General features: G+C 51.0%; 15 protein-coding genes. 6 read left to right on the forward strand and 9 right to left on the reverse strand.

The window, feature by feature from the left end:
- Positions 1 to 16: 16 nt before the first annotated feature.
- The 3 genes from recF to dnaA form a co-directional block, all read right to left on the reverse strand.
- Positions 17 to 1,102, reverse strand: a complete 1,086-nt coding sequence (gene recF, locus GTPT_RS02400; RefSeq protein ID WP_029991072.1) for a DNA replication/repair protein RecF — start codon at positions 1,100 to 1,102, stop codon at positions 17 to 19.
- Positions 1,103 to 1,187: 85 nt separating this feature from the next.
- Positions 1,188 to 2,288 (reverse strand): DNA polymerase III subunit beta, encoded by a 1,101-nt coding sequence (dnaN, locus tag GTPT_RS02405; RefSeq protein ID WP_025901560.1) that lies wholly within the window; start codon positions 2,286 to 2,288, stop codon positions 1,188 to 1,190.
- Between the two features lie 4 nt (positions 2,289 to 2,292).
- Positions 2,293 to 3,708 carry a chromosomal replication initiator protein DnaA gene (dnaA, locus tag GTPT_RS02410; RefSeq protein ID WP_029991074.1) on the reverse strand — a complete coding sequence of 472 codons (1,416 nt, stop codon included), beginning with the start codon at positions 3,706 to 3,708 and terminating at the stop codon, positions 2,293 to 2,295.
- Positions 3,709 to 3,756: 48 nt separating this feature from the next.
- On the opposite strand from dnaA, the gene GTPT_RS17400 reads away from it, so the two are divergent.
- The 6 genes from GTPT_RS17400 (at position 3,757) to mnmE (ending at position 8,162) form a co-directional block, all read left to right on the forward strand.
- Positions 3,757 to 4,014 carry a hypothetical protein gene (locus GTPT_RS17400; protein ID WP_156022698.1) on the forward strand — a complete coding sequence of 86 codons (258 nt, stop codon included), beginning with the start codon at positions 3,757 to 3,759 and terminating at the stop codon, positions 4,012 to 4,014.
- A gap of 301 nt (positions 4,015 to 4,315) precedes the next feature.
- A complete protein-coding gene (gene rpmH, locus GTPT_RS02415; RefSeq protein WP_000831330.1) occupies positions 4,316 to 4,456 on the forward strand; it encodes a 50S ribosomal protein L34 in 141 nt (46 codons plus the stop codon).
- A 14-nt stretch (positions 4,457 to 4,470) separates the two neighbouring features.
- Positions 4,471 to 4,830, forward strand: a complete 360-nt coding sequence (rnpA, locus tag GTPT_RS02420) for a ribonuclease P protein component (protein ID WP_038010759.1) — start codon at positions 4,471 to 4,473, stop codon at positions 4,828 to 4,830.
- Entirely contained in the window at positions 4,794 to 5,051 is a 258-nt protein-coding gene (gene yidD, locus GTPT_RS16895) for a membrane protein insertion efficiency factor YidD (RefSeq protein ID WP_071780144.1), read from the forward strand. Before rnpA ends, yidD begins: the two co-directional genes overlap by 37 nt.
- A gap of 2 nt (positions 5,052 to 5,053) precedes the next feature.
- On the forward strand, positions 5,054 to 6,697 hold the full coding sequence (yidC, locus tag GTPT_RS02425; protein WP_025901563.1) for a membrane protein insertase YidC: 1,644 nt from the start codon (positions 5,054 to 5,056) through the stop codon (positions 6,695 to 6,697).
- A 100-nt stretch (positions 6,698 to 6,797) separates the two neighbouring features.
- Entirely contained in the window at positions 6,798 to 8,162 is a 1,365-nt protein-coding gene (mnmE, locus tag GTPT_RS02430) for a tRNA uridine-5-carboxymethylaminomethyl(34) synthesis GTPase MnmE (RefSeq protein WP_029991271.1), read from the forward strand.
- 33 nt (positions 8,163 to 8,195) lie between these two features.
- Here mnmE and GTPT_RS02435 read toward each other — a convergent pair whose 3' ends face one another.
- From GTPT_RS02435 to GTPT_RS02460, 6 genes are all read right to left on the reverse strand, one after another.
- Positions 8,196 to 9,149, reverse strand: coding sequence for an SPFH domain-containing protein (locus GTPT_RS02435; RefSeq protein WP_051170893.1), 954 nt, complete (start codon positions 9,147 to 9,149; stop codon positions 8,196 to 8,198).
- 25 nt (positions 9,150 to 9,174) lie between these two features.
- Positions 9,175 to 9,615 (reverse strand): NfeD family protein, encoded by a 441-nt coding sequence (locus GTPT_RS02440; protein ID WP_029991273.1) that lies wholly within the window; start codon positions 9,613 to 9,615, stop codon positions 9,175 to 9,177.
- Between the two features lie 198 nt (positions 9,616 to 9,813).
- Entirely contained in the window at positions 9,814 to 11,925 is a 2,112-nt protein-coding gene (locus tag GTPT_RS02445; protein WP_029991274.1) for a peptidase domain-containing ABC transporter, read from the reverse strand.
- Positions 11,918 to 13,210: an HlyD family secretion protein gene (locus tag GTPT_RS02450; protein WP_025901568.1), complete on the reverse strand. Its 1,293-nt coding sequence runs from the start codon at positions 13,208 to 13,210 to the stop codon at positions 11,918 to 11,920. Before GTPT_RS02450 ends, GTPT_RS02445 begins: the two co-directional genes overlap by 8 nt.
- A gap of 117 nt (positions 13,211 to 13,327) precedes the next feature.
- Positions 13,328 to 13,549, reverse strand: coding sequence for a hypothetical protein (locus GTPT_RS02455; protein WP_025901569.1), 222 nt, complete (start codon positions 13,547 to 13,549; stop codon positions 13,328 to 13,330).
- A 431-nt stretch (positions 13,550 to 13,980) separates the two neighbouring features.
- The gene (locus tag GTPT_RS02460; RefSeq protein WP_156022701.1) at positions 13,981 to 15,171 is read right to left on the reverse strand and encodes an MFS transporter; all 1,191 of its coding nucleotides are present in this window, start codon (positions 15,169 to 15,171) and stop codon (positions 13,981 to 13,983) included.
- Positions 15,172 to 15,240 lie beyond the last annotated feature (69 nt).

The raw sequence follows: 15,240 nt of genomic DNA on the forward strand, positions 1-15,240 counted from the left end.
AACGTTTCTCGCTCATTTAATCTTCGGGTTGAACTGCTATTTTACCTTTTTCTACGCTGAACATCTTGCCCTTTTCGTCATTCATGTCGAGAACATGATCAACACTGATGGCACTCACAAAAACCTGCGCTTTTGTCGCTTTCAGGCGGTTGGCCAGGATCTGCCGGCGCGTGTCATCCAGTTCAGAGGCAAAATCATCGATCAGGTAAATACAACGTCTGCCGCTTTGACGTGTCAGGTATTCCCCCTGCGCCAGGCGCAGGGCACACATTAATAATTTCAGTTGTCCGCGCGATAACAAATCCTCGACCGGGGTACCGTCAGCACGAATACGAAAATCGGCTTTGTGCGGTCCGCTGGCGGTATAAGTCAGGGCGCGATCTCGTTCAAAATTACGCTCCAGTAACTCCGCGTAATCACTTTCTTTATCCCACCCGCGCTGACAGGAAAACGTCAGGTCATATTCCGGCAGGAATTGCTGGCAGGTTGCCTTAATTTCCAGCGTAATATCATCGCTGTAAGCCTGCCGCCATTCACTGATTTTATGAGCCAGCGGTGCCAGTTCCTGATCCCAGGGTCGTATCTGTCGATAACTGCTGACCTGACGCAACGCCGCATTACGCTGTTTCATCAGGCGGCGAAGATCATTCCAGGCACTAAAAAACCCGGGAAAGTTATGGAAACACCCCCAGTCAATATAGGCTCTGCGGAATTTCGGCCCGCCGGTCAGCAGAGTAAAACCTTCCGGGGTGATCAGTTGCATCGGCAGAAGTTGTGCCAGAGCGGCAATCTTATGTCCGTCGCTCCCGTCAATACGGACTTTGCTTTCGCCGGCACGATCTTTACTCAGCCCGATACTGTGTTGCTGACTGGTATCCGTAAGCCTGCCATGCAGAACAAACGCGGGTTGATCATGTCTGATCACCCGCCCGGTTTGCAGACTGCGGAATGCCCGCCCGTGTCCCAGGGTATAAATCGCCTCCAGTACACTCGTTTTACCACTACCGTTTGGACCAATAAGAAAATTCACACCTTCAGACAGCGATAAGTCTGCCTGGGGAATATTACGAAAGTCTTTAATGATAAGACGGGTCAGGGCCATAGAGCAGTCCGGAGGCGAGAAAAACGCATGACATAGAAACGATCCCCTGCAGACATCCTGCAGGGAATGGGGGCCGGGTACAGAACTACAGACGCATCGGCATCACGACATAGGCAGCATGCTGACTGGCAACGTCTTCAATCTGCACACTGGAAACGGAATCAGTCAGCAGTAAGCGAACGTTTTCACATTTCAGAGCATTCAGAACATCCAGTACATAGCTGACGTTGAAACCGATTTCGAGATCACTGCCCTGATAGTCCACGTCCAGGATCTCTTCAGCTTCTTCCTGCTCCGGGTTATTCGCGGTGATACGTAACTGATTTTCGGTGATAAACAGCCGTACTCCCCTGAATTTTTCATTAGAGAGGATCGCCGCACGGGCAAAAGCCTGCCGCAGGAGGTCACAACCGGCTTCCAGCGTCTTATCCGGATTTTTAGGGAGAACACGGCGGTAGTCAGGGAAACGTCCGTCCACCAGTTTGGAGGTAAAGATAAAGTCTCCCACATGTGCACGAATATTACTGCTGCCGATCTGCACCCGCAGAGGCGTATCTCCGCCGTCCAGCAACCGCACCAGTTCAACCACACCTTTACGCGGAACGATGACTGAATGGTCAGGTAAAGACTGGCCAACCGGCATCGAACATACCGCAAGGCGGTGTCCGTCGGTGGAGACCGTACGGAGTTCCTCCCCTTCGGTTTCAAACAACATTCCGTTCAGGTAATAGCGGACATCCTGATGGGCCATGGAAAACTGCGTGGCCTCAATCAGACGTTTCAGCGTTGCCTGAGGCAGAGTGAATTCAACTTCACTCTGCCAGTCATCAAGATTCGGAAAGTCACTGGCCGGCAAAGTAGATAACGAGAAACGACTGCGTCCTGAACGCACCAGTATTCTGTCACCTTCCAGGATGACATGAATTTCAGCACCGTCAGGTAATCCCCGGCAGATATCCAGGAATTTACGCGCAGGCACGGTCGTCGCCCCGGGTTCATGGGGCTGACTGAGCGATACCCGGGCGACCATCTCCATTTCGAGATCAGTCCCGGTAAGCGATAAGGCACCTTCGCTCACCTGCAATAACAGGTTGCCGAGGATCGGAAGTGTCGGACGTCCCCCCAGGGGGCCGCTCACTTGCTGTAAGGGTTTGAGCAATTGCTCTCTTTCAACAATAAATTTCATAGCGTCAGGAAGATAATGTTCTGATTAAATTGGAGAAATCTTCTTTGATGTCGTGACTTTCTTCACGTAACTGCTCTATTTTCCGGCAGGCGTGGAGGACTGTGGTATGGTCCCGTCCGCCAAAAGCATCACCGATTTCCGGCAGACTATGGTTCGTCAGTTCTTTTGCCATCGCCATCGCCATCTGACGCGGTCTGGCCACCGAGCGCGAACGTCGTTTTGATAACAGGTCCGCCACCTTAATTTTATAGTATTCTGCAACGGTTTTCTGAATATTATCGATAGTGACCAGTTTTTCCTGCAATGCCAGCAAATCCCGCAGCGCTTCACGAACAAAGTCGATCGTTATCGCCCTGCCGGTAAAGTTTGCATTGGCAATGACACGGTTCAGTGCCCCTTCCAGCTCACGGACATTAGAGCGCAGACGTTTAGCAATAAAGAAGGCGACTTCGCCAGGCAAACGAATTTTATTTTCGTCCGCTTTTTTCATAAGAATAGCGACGCGGGTCTCAAGCTCTGGCGGTTCAATGGCCACCGTCAGACCCCAGCCAAAGCGTGACTTCAGGCGATCTTCTACCCCATTGATCTCTTTCGGATACCGATCCGAGGTCAGGATAATTTGCTGATTACCTTCCAGCAACGCATTGAAGGTATGAAAAAACTCTTCCTGCGAACGCTCTTTATTCGCAAAAAACTGAATATCATCGATAAGCAGCGCATCCACAGAACGGTAATAGCGTTTAAATTCTTCAATAGCATTGTTCTGCAACGCTTTTACCATATCCTGTACAAAGCGTTCCGAGTGCATATAAACAATTTTAGCATTCGGTTTTCTGGCAATAATACCGTTACCGACGGCATGTAACAGGTGAGTTTTCCCCAGGCCTGTACCGCCATACAGAAATAACGGATTATAAGCGCCACCCGGGTTCTCAGCGACCTGCCGTGCGGCCGCACGGGCCAACTGGTTCGACTTACCTTCGACAAAGTTATCAAAGTTATGCCGGCTATTCACATTTGAGCGATAAGCCGCTTGCACAGGAGCAGGGACGTTATCCCAGCTGGGGCGGCCATCATGGCTGGGTGCCGATGGCTGACGTACCGGAGGGATCGGTTGCGAAATATTCTGAACGGCAACCGTATTCGCTGCAGGGGCCACCGGCGCTGCCGCGGCGGGCCGTGCACCCACTTCAAAACGCAATACCGGAATATCCGAGCCGCAAAACTCATTCAGCAGGCCATTAATACTATTAATGTATTTATCCCGCACCCAGTCGAGTACAAAGCGGTTTGGTGCATACAGAGCCAGAGTGTTGTCGTTCAATTCAGCCTGTAAAGGACGGATCCACATACTGAATTCAGTGGCAGGTAATTCATCCTGCAAACGGGTAAGGCACTGTTGCCAAAGCGTTAGTGACACGGCGGACTCCACTGGTACAAAAATAAGACAAGAAATGGTGCTAATCTTTTGAAAAAACGGGTTATTGATGCAGACGGAGAAATCGCCTGCTGCAACGATCTGCAATTCATTCCCGCCGTGCGTCCCGAAAGGATCGCCAACGGAACGACGGATCATAACGCAAAGCGGGCAAGAGATCTTCCTTTTCTACACCGATTTCTCCCATTTTATCCACAGGATTTCAGAATGACACCGGGCAAGTCACGCTCTGCGATAAAAGAAAAAACCGGTCATATTGCAGATTTCTCCCGCTTCCCCGTCAGATAACGGTCATTTCAGAGCCTGTGATCGACAGATGATCCTGAAGGATCCTTGCTCTTTATAAGGAAGCCCGTATAATTCTCATCCTGTTTGCATCCCGAAGTAGCGCCCGGCGTCACTGAAATGGTTGCAGACAGACTTTTATCGGGGCATAAAGGTGTCATTATTAGCGGAAGTAAATTGACTCAGGACTGTACAGTTATTACAATCCCGCCTCTTTAAATAAAATACACTGAGGCGTCGGTCGGTTTACTGACTCTGCTACGCGTCACCAAGTGAACATTCTCAAGTTTAGGTAGAAATCGCCATGAAACGCACTTTTCAACCGTCTGTACTGAAGCGCAACCGTTCTCACGGCTTCCGTGCTCGTATGGCTACTAAAAATGGTCGTCAGGTTCTGGCACGTCGTCGTGCTAAAGGCCGTGCTCGTCTGACCGTTTCTAAGTAATAAAGCTAACCCTGGTGGGTAAGCTCGCATTTCCCAGGGAGTTACGTTTGTTAACTCCCAATCATTTCACTTTCGTCTTCCAGCAGCCACAACGAGCTGGCACGCCGCAATTGACTATTCTCGGCCGCCAGAATTCGCTGGGGCATCCCCGCATCGGTCTCACCGTCGCCAAGAAACACGTGAAACGGGCACACGAACGTAACCGGATTAAACGTTTAACCCGGGAAAGTTTTCGTTTGCGCCAGCACGAGCTTCCGGCTATGGATTTTGTCATCGTTGCCAAAAAAGGGATAGCTGAACTGGATAACCACACACTGACGGAAGTGTTGGAGAAACTATGGCGTCGTCATTGTCGCCTGGCGCGCGGCTCCTGATTGTTCTTATCCGCGTTTACCAACGGGCAATAAGTCCTCTTCTGGGGCCTCATTGCCGTTTCAATCCAACCTGTTCCCATTACGGGATAGAAGCCTTACGTCGTTTCGGGGTGGTAAAAGGCAGTTGGTTGACGGTGAAACGCGTATTAAAATGCCATCCTTTACATGCGGGTGGTGACGATCCTGTGCCGCCAAAAAACACTGATACCAGAGAAAACTAACGATGGATTCGCAACGCAATCTTTTTTTCATCGCTTTTCTGTTTGTGTCTTTTATGATCTGGCAAGCCTGGCAGACGGACCACAATCCACAGCCACAGCAAACTCAGACCACTCAGAATACGAACAGCACCGCAGGTGATGCTGCAAACCAGGGCGTCCCCGCCAGTGGTGAAGGCAAAACGATTACAGTTAAGACAGACGTCTTGTCTGTTGAGATTAATACCCGTGGCGGTGATGTAGAGCAGGCACAATTACTGGCCTACTCTGACAAACTGGGCTCTTCCAAGCCTTTCCAGTTGCTGGAAACGTCTCCTGACTTCCTGTATCAGGCACAAAGTGGTTTAACCGGCCGTAATGGTCCGGATAATCCTGCCAATGGTGCCCGTCCTTTATACACCGCGACTCAGCAAAGCTACCAGCTAGCCGATGGCCAGACCGAACTGCGCGTTCCGCTGACCTGGACCGGTGAAAATGGCGTGGTTTATACCAAAACCTTCGTCTTCAAGCGTGGTGGTTACTCGGTCGATGTTGATTACCACATCGATAATGCTTCAGCACAGCCTCTGGAAGTTTCCATGTTTGGCCAGCTGAAACAAACTATCGCGCTGCCAAAAGATCGCCAGACCGGGAGCAACAACTTCGCGTTGCATACCTTCCGTGGCGCAGCGTACTCCACCAGCAATGAAAAGTATGAGAAATATAAGTTCGATACCATTGCTGATAACGAGAACCTGAACGTCAGTACTGATAACGGCTGGGTAGCCATGTTACAACAGTACTTCGCGACAGCATGGGTTCCGCGTACTGCCGGCAGTAACACCCTGTATACCAGCGCTCCGGGCACCGGCCTGGCTGCGGTAGGGTACAAATCTGCGCCAGTGACTATCGCTGCAGGTGCACAGCAGGATCTGAACGCGACCCTGTGGGTCGGACCGGAACTGCAGGATCAGATGGCAGCCATCTCTCCTCACCTGGACTTAACCGTAGATTACGGGTGGTTATGGTTTATTTCTCAGCCGCTGTTCAAACTGCTGAAATTTATCCACAGCTTTATCGGTAACTGGGGCTTCTCCATTATCGTTATCACCTTTATTGTCCGTGGTATCATGTACCCGCTGACGCGTGCGCAATACACCTCAATGGCGAAAATGCGCATGCTGCAACCCAAAATTCAGGCAATGCGTGAGCGCCTGGGTGATGATAAGCAGCGTATCAGTCAGGAAATGATGGCACTGTACAAAGAAGAGAAAGTGAACCCTCTGGGAGGGTGTCTGCCTCTGGTTATCCAGATGCCTATCTTCCTGGCGCTGTACTATATGCTGATGGGCTCAATTGAGCTGCGTCACGCGCCGTTCATTCTGTGGATCCACGACCTGTCCGCTCAGGACCCGTACTATATCCTGCCGGTATTAATGGGTCTGACCATGTTCTTCATTCAGAAGATGTCGCCGACGACGGTCACTGACCCGATGCAGCAGAAGATCATGACCTTTATGCCGGTCATCTTTACGGTCTTCTTCCTGTGGTTCCCATCAGGTCTGGTGCTGTATTACATCGTGAGTAACCTGGTGACGATACTTCAGCAGCAGCTGATTTACCGTGGTCTGGAAAAACGCGGTCTGCACAGCCGTAAGAAAAAAGCCTGACGGCTATCACGTAGCCTAGCTGCGTGATAATCCCGATAACTCAGGATATGATAAGGCGGTCATCTGACCGCCTTTTTTTATTGGTAAAGAGAGAACAGTTATGAGCCACAGCGATACTATCGTCGCCCAGGCAACGCCCCCGGGTCGCGGAGGAGTCGGTATATTAAGAATTTCCGGCCCGCATGCCGCCGGCATCGCACAACAGATCCTGGGGAAACTCCCGAAACCCCGTTATGCAGATTACCTCCCCTTCCTGGATGCAGAGGGCTCGGTTCTGGATCAGGGCATTGCGTTGTGGTTTCCCGGGCCAAACTCCTTCACAGGCGAAGATGTGCTGGAACTGCAGGGACACGGCGGACCGGTCATCCTGGATCTGTTACTGAAACGCATTGCCGGACTGCCGGGTGTACGTATTGCAAGACCGGGTGAGTTCTCTGAACGTGCGTTTCTGAACGATAAACTGGACCTTGCCCAGGCAGAAGCTATCGCCGATTTAATCGATGCCAGTTCGGAACAGGCAGCCCGTTCGGCGGTGAACTCCTTACAGGGCGTATTTTCTACCCGGGTGAACCTGCTGGTGGAAGCCCTGACCCATCTGCGTATTTACGTGGAAGCCGCTATCGACTTCCCGGATGAAGAAATCGACTTCCTCTCTGACGGCAAAATTGAAGCACAGTTAGCACAGGTGATTAATGATCTGGAGGCGGTGCGGAGTGAAGCACGCCAGGGAAGCCTGCTGCGCGAAGGTATGAAGGTGGTGATCGCCGGACGTCCGAATGCCGGTAAATCCAGCCTGCTCAACGCACTGGCGGGGCGCGAAGCGGCGATTGTGACCGATATTGCCGGCACCACCCGCGATGTGTTGCGTGAACATATTCATATTGATGGTATGCCGCTGCATATCATTGATACGGCCGGGTTGCGTGAAGCCAGCGACGAGGTCGAACGCATCGGTATTGAGCGCGCATGGCAGGAGATTGAACAGGCCGATCACGTCCTGTTTATGGTTGACGGCACCACCACCACCGATACCGATCCCCGGCATATCTGGCCGGACTTTATCTCTCGTCTGCCGGAAGCATTGCCGGTGACCGTCATCCGCAACAAAGCCGATATCACCGGTGAGTCTCCCGGAGCAGAATCAGAGGCCGGCCATACCTTAATCCGTTTATCGGCCCGTACCGGGGGGGGCATCGATACGCTGCGTGAGCATCTGAAACAGAGTATGGGCTTTTCCGGGAATATCGAAGGCGGCTTTATTGCCAGACGCCGTCACCTCGAGGCTCTGGAGCTGGCAGGAACACACCTTCTGCAGGGCAGAGGACAGTTACTGGATGCCCGGGCCGGAGAGCTGCTGGCCGAAGAATTGCGCCTGGCACAACTGGCGCTGAGTGAAATTACCGGAGAGTTCACTGCGGATGACCTGCTGGGACGGATTTTCTCCAGCTTCTGTATTGGTAAATAAACCGGATACCGGCCCTTCAGGGCCGGTATATTTTCAGGAAGACCGTTTGTTTCCGGACGGAGAATCTGTCGCCGCTTCAGCACCCACGGACATCAGGGCTCCGGCATTCAGTAATCCCCCCACTGCCTGTGCCAGATCCGCCGGCATGGCGATAACCTTCGTATTATTACTTTTGGAAAGATCCCCGAGCGTCGCCACATAATTGTTCGCCAACTGGAATGACATCGCCTCATGCCCTCCGGCGCTGTTCAGAGCGTATGCCAGCTGTTCCGTCGCTTTTTTCTGTCCGGCGGCCAGTGTTTCAATCGCCTCAGCTTCCCGTCGTGATGCTTCAAGCTTTGCTTCAGCATCCAGGATCATGGCCTGCTTTTTCCCCTCGGCTTCACGTATGGCTGCATTCTTGTTCCCTTCGGCACGGGTTTCCGTCGCTTTACGCTCCCGCTCTGCGGCGGCCTGTTGTTCCATCGATTTGCGCATAGAATCTGATGGCGTAATATCCTGAATATCAACGGTCCTCAGGATCAGCCCCCAGTCATTCATCTGTTCTTCCATATTCGCCCGCAAATTAATCGCCAGTTGATCGCGATTGGATAACGTATCATCCAGATTCATTCCCCCGACGGCATTACGAATGGTGGTCATCACCAGGTTCTGCACCGCAGCACTATAACTGTCGATGCCGTAGGCGGCTTTATTCGGGTCTGCAATACGGATAAAGCAGATGGCGTTGACCCCGACCGTCGCATTATCTTTGGTGATCCCTTCGATACCTTTCACTTCAAACATCTGATCTTTCGCCGACATTTTATAGGCGACGACATCCAGAAACGGGATCAGGATGTTCAGCCCCGGATTAAGAGTACTGTGATATTTTCCCAGACGCTCCACAATCCACTGATCTGCCTGCGGCACAATGCGTACGCATTTAAAGAACGTAATCGCCAGTAAAATAATGATTAAACCTGATGCAAACAGCCCCGATGACATAGTACTCCCTCTCTCATGTAGTAAATTAGATAGCTGTAACCTTTACCTGTCCTTCGCCAATCATCGCGACTACCGTTACACGCGCCTGACGGGGTAAAGACTCATCACTGATACAGGGCCACTCCTGACGTCCCTGAACCGGTTTACTCAGTAACAATTTTCCGGTCTCCCCCGGCACTAATGCCGAAGCCAGAATCCCTTGCTGCCCCACCAGCGGTTCCGCGAGATATTTTTCGGGCGGACTACGGATCCAGCGAACCCAGACCCAGGCACAAAGCAATGACGCCACCACCCAGATAAGTAACTGCCCCGCCAGGGATAATGCCGGAACGATCAGCACGACCAGCGCCGGTACCATGGCAGCAATGGCCATCCAGAGGCCAAAAAATGTGACTGTCATCAGTTCTGCCAGCGCAAAAAGCGCAGCAATGGCTATCCAGAACCAGAATATTGTGGTTATTTCCATACTCCCCCCTGCTGAAAATACCGGATCCCGTGATGTCCGCTTCACGTTTCAAGGCAGCAATGGGCCGGTAACTGCTGGCGCTATCTTGCCTGAAAAAACCACAAAACTCCTAATTCAGGATCAATTATGAGAGATAAGGCCGTTTACAGGCCCCGGGGGGATACAGGAAAAACCGGCGGGGAGACCCCACCGGTGGGTTCAGGAGACGACACGGGACAACTCAATCACCCGGTCTGCACTGGCAATGGTTGAAGGGCGATGAGCAATAAAGATACGGGTGATTTTTAATTCACGAATAGAGGCGTTGACCCTGGCTTCATTGTCGAGATCGAGATGGCTGGTCGCTTCATCGAGGAACAGTATGGCCGGGCGGCGGTAGAGAGCCCTGGCAATCAGTAAACGCTGTTTCTGGCCTCCGGACAGGCTACCCCCCAGTTCACTGACCAGGGTTTCGTATCCCATCGGCATTTGCATTATTTCATCATGGATATGACTGCTTTGCGCACAAGAAATTATCCGGTCCGGGTCTCTCTGCTCACTAAAGCTGGAAATATTTTCGGCAATAGATCCGGCGAATAACTTATCCTCCTGCAACACACAGGCAATACAGTCACGATAATTATTCAGTCCGGCGCCGCTGATATCAATACCGTTAAAAAGTACATTCCCGGTATCAGATGACAGTAATCCGCTCATCACTTTCATGAGTGTGGTTTTACCCGACCCCGAAGGCCCCGTGATCGCGACACTTTCTCCGGCGGCGACCAGGAAGCTGACACCTGAAAAAACAGGCCGGCTCAGTTTGTCATACTGATACCCCAAGTCCCGCACCTGCAGGCTGGCCGCTTCGTCTGGCGGGCAAAGTCTTCTTGCAGGCTGGTATACCTCGGTTTCCTGCAGGACAATATCGGCAATCCTGTCGTTATGTAATGCCAGCATTCTTAACTGCAACACCATATCTATCAGTGCCGAAGCGCGCTCAGAAAACTGCCCGCGGTAGGCATTAAAGGCCACAAACATCCCCAGCGTCATCTGCCCGTCAATGACCATTGATGCACCCAGCCACAGGATGATCACCTGATCAAGGGTGGAGATCAGCGCGTTAACGCCGCCAAATAACATATCAAGACGCGTCATCCGGATACCGGCGTTAGTCGTATCAATATTCAGGTTAAGCCAGAATCTGGAACGTATTTCTGTTAATCCCAGCACCTTTAGTGTACTGATCCCGTAAAGCGTCTCCATAAAATGGGACCCGGCACGGGCCTCTTTGACAATGTGCTCTTCCTGGGCCTGGCGGTAGCGCTGATAAGTCGACAGACGTAATACCATATAGATCAACGTAAATCCCAGTACGACTGCAATTAACCAGCCACCGTATAACAGCATCATCACGAATACGCCGACAGAAACAATAACATCGATAGTCCCGCTCACCAGACTACTGGTCAGGGTGGAGCGGATAGTATCCAGCGACGAAAAACGGGACTGGATATCGCCGAGCTTACGTTTTTCAAAGTAGGCCAGCGGCAGCCGGAGTAAGTGATCCATCAGCCCGGTCTTCCATTGAATATCGATCAGTGACTGCATGACCAGCGACGTCCAGGCCCGCAGCATACTGATAAAGGTGCGGAACAGGATAAATGTCAGCAGTCCGAGGCAGATCAGGCCCAGCAGATCATGATCCCGGGCAATGATGACATGATCCATCACCAACTGGGTGCCCATCGGGATCAGGAGATTGACCGCTTCTACCAGTAACGATAAACAGAAGATCCGGATCAGAAAGCCCGGTAATCCGCTGATATTTTTCATCAGCGATCGCAGGTTCAGTTTTGAACGGGCTTTAACCGGAATAAACTCACTATCCGGCCAGACTTCCAGCGCCACACCGGAGAAATGGCGGGAGATTTCAGTAAGACCAACCATTCTGCGACCAAATGCCGGGTCATGGATAATAAAACGCCCCCGCTTCACCGCCACCAGCACCACAAAGTGACTCATATCCCAGTGCAGCAGACAGGGTCTTTTGAGCTGGCAGATTTCATCAATATCCAGCGACAGAGGACGTGTTTTTAAGGACAGTTGCCCGGCGATATGAATGATAGTGGCCAGGGTCGCGCCGTGCGACGAGATACCAAAGCGACGACGCATATTGAGCAGGTCGATGTCCATCCCGAAGTAACGACACACCATGACCAGACACGCCAGACCGCATTCAGAAGCCTCCGTTTGCAGAATGCGGGGAACCCGTCGCCAGGGCGACAGCTGGATCCGCCGGATGATGTCATTAAAGAATTCATTATTCATGTAAAGGCCCGCTCAGACTCCGCCTGATGTCATAATAAGGTGCCAGGATCCATTGATATAATGGCCGGCTTTCCAGGAACAACGTGGTCTCTGCTTTCATCCCGTTAGACCAGCTCATAGGTTTGCCCTGAAACCGGAAGTCTCCGCTTTCCAGTGCGACTATCGTCTTATAATAGGATTGGGTTACCCCCTGGCTGATACCGGTCGCACTACTGCTATACATTGCCAGCTCTTTCTGGCCTGCCGGTATCTGTGAGACTGACCTGATTTTTCCCGGAAACTGCCCGAATTTTTCAAAAGGATAGGCTTCAAACCGAAGATTCACGCTATCGCCCGGAGAGACATACGGCAGGCTGCTGTCCGTTAGCCAGAGGATCAATGAAAAGTCCGGGTCTCCGGCCGGCATCACCTGCGCCAGACTGTCACCGGTTGAAACCATCTGCCCCACGGTATACACCATGTTTTCGATAGTCCCGTCTTCCGGGGCATTAATAATTAAGGTGCCACTGGCGTTAACTTCGGCCAGCTGGCGTTCAAGCTCGCTGCGCTTTAAGGCATACTCCGCTGACTGATTATCGAAATCAGCAGATTTTGTAGCGATTTCCGTTTCCAGATTAATTATCTGCAGGCTCTCCTGGATTGCCTGAGTATTCAGGCTCTGCCATGCCGATTGCTGCTGGTAGAATAAATAGCGCTGGTTATTGAACTGTTCTTTATTAATTAATCCCCGCTTAAGATAATCATCATAATTACCCATGCTTTTTTTCATATCCTGCAGTCCACGGGTCGAACTGTCCATTAATGCCAGTGAGTCTTTATGCGCTTTTTTATATTTTTCCAGTTGTTGTTGCAGGTTTTCCCTGGCGGAGATTTTATTACGATTTATTTTTTTTATAATTTCATCAATCAGTACCAGTTGCTGCCTGATAGCTTCCACACCACGCAGACTTACGTTGCCGTTCAGCGTTGTTTTACTGACATCAATCTCATATAACGGCTCCCCTTTCTTTACCTGTTGCCCGGTATCAAAATATTTCCCGGAAATAACACCCTGCCAGGGCGAGTAAATGGTTATTGCCTGCTCCCGGGAGATAATTTCTCCCCCGACATTAACCCTGCGGGTATATTCACCAAATAAAAGCCCGCCGATAATGACAGAAAAAAAGAAGGCAGAAAAAAGCACCACCAGCCAGGCCGGACATGCTGAAATAAGCAGTGCCTTACCGAGCCACTGTGTTCTCAGATGACGGAGAGCCTCCTCCCTGAAAATCGAATTTCCTTCCATGGGTTCCACTATCACTTTTAAGCACTGACGGAGCCATCCCTTAAGAATGACCGATCCTGATAACCTGATCTGAAAAAAGGTGCCAGATCTCTGGCACCTTGGAGGGATAGTCAGTGACTATTTATCGCGTAATAATTTAATCGCGGAGGTCACAAAGCTGAAGGCAGATTCGAGAGTCAGCCCCAGGTTAGTTCCAACGGCAGAAGCGTTTGCTACCGAGTTTTTCAGGCCCAGCACTTTCATTGCACCACCAAGAGTGCTACCGATATTACCCAGAGAATCTGCCAGTGCGCCCGCACCAGAAACGCATTCCACTTCAACGTGAGTTAATTCTTTCATAGATTATTCCTTTTTTATAAAAATCCCTAAGAGTATGAAACACGCAATGACATACGTCCCCGTCAGTTATACACCGGTCCGTACCGTTATCATTTGCGTACAGGAAATATACCTGACGATTATTTTAATGCAATATATCCGCACACACACATCCGGAAAGCAAAATACAGAGTCATTTTATAATTAAGAAATATACCGGGATAAAAAAAGGAAAACTGATTAAATACTGCCACAAAAAGGAAACTGACGTCATGATTATTTCACTCCCGAAGAGAATATCCGGAATTCAAAATCATACAGGGGTAAATTATCAGAGTATTTCACCCGAATGCATTCAATAAAAATGAACGCCATGAATAATATACAAAGCCTTCACTATCACGTATCGATAGAAGAGCCTGCCGGTTTTCACCGCCAGGCCCGTCAGCGTATTAACCAATCGCCCCCAGAGCATCATCCGTTCCCCGGGTACGGGGTAATAAAAACAGCGTTGCCAGAACATCGACCACATAGATCAGTGCCAGCAGAGTTATCGCCGCCGTGAAAGACCATTCTGACGCAAGCGAGCCGATGACCAGGGGTCCCAGCCCTCCGACGGCGCGCCCGGCATTGAATAATACATTCTGCGCAGTCGCCCGGGCGGCGACCGGGAATGTATCAGAGATGAGAGCACCGTAACCACCGATCATGCCGTTCACGAACATCCCCATCACCGCACCGGCAAGCAGCATCAGCGAGGGGTCGGTAAGCCTTGCATACACCACCACCATAACCACCGCCCCTAATTGATACAGGATAAAGATTTTCCAGCGGGCAAAACGGTCGGCCAGTATTCCAAATAACCCGATACCCAGTGTCATGCCTATAACGGTGACGGCTGTCCAGATCCCCGATTTTGTCAGCGTAAAACCAAAGTTCGCGGAAAGATAACCCGGCATCCAGATCATCAGCCCGTAATAGCCAAAATTTTGCACCGAACAAAGAATAAAAATACCTATGCTGGCTTTTGCCGTCATTCTGTCTTTAAAGAGTAATTTAAGACGAGACGTAAAGGCGAGAGGCGTAGGTTCGGCCGGCTGACGGGCAAATGCGTCAGGTTCACCTAATCCATGACGGATAACAAAAGAAAACAGTGCAGGAATAAGCCCCACCAGGAACATTCCGCGCCAGCCGATATAAGGTAGCAATACTGGCGTCAGTACAGCGGCCATCAGTACACCTGCCTGCCAGCCAATACCCACCCATGCCGATGCACGGTTACGTTTACTGGCAGGCCAGACTTCCGCAATCAGTGCCATACCTATCCCGAACTCCCCCCCGAGCCCGACACCGGCCAGTGTCCGGTAGACCAGTAGATCCGGATAGCCTCTGGCGACAGCGCATAATCCGGTGAATACAGAAAACATCAGGATAGTCAGCGAAAGTATTTTGATCCGCCCGAAACGGTCACTCAGATGACCAAAAATAATCCCTCCTATCACCGCCCCTATCAGAGTCCAGGTCACCAGAGAACCGGCCTGTGAATAATTGAGCGACAGAGAAAGACTGATCGCCGGTAACATAAACCCGAGGATGAGCAGATCAAAACCATCCATCGCATAACCACTGATCGCCGCGAGCATTGCTTTCGCTGGCGTCACTCTTTTTTTCTTACGCACGTGTGTATCCATTTTTACGGAAGGTATTCAGGT

The sequence above is a fragment of the Tatumella ptyseos ATCC 33301 genome (assembly GCF_000735525.1).
GTDB classification, from domain to species: domain Bacteria; phylum Pseudomonadota; class Gammaproteobacteria; order Enterobacterales; family Enterobacteriaceae; genus Tatumella; species Tatumella ptyseos.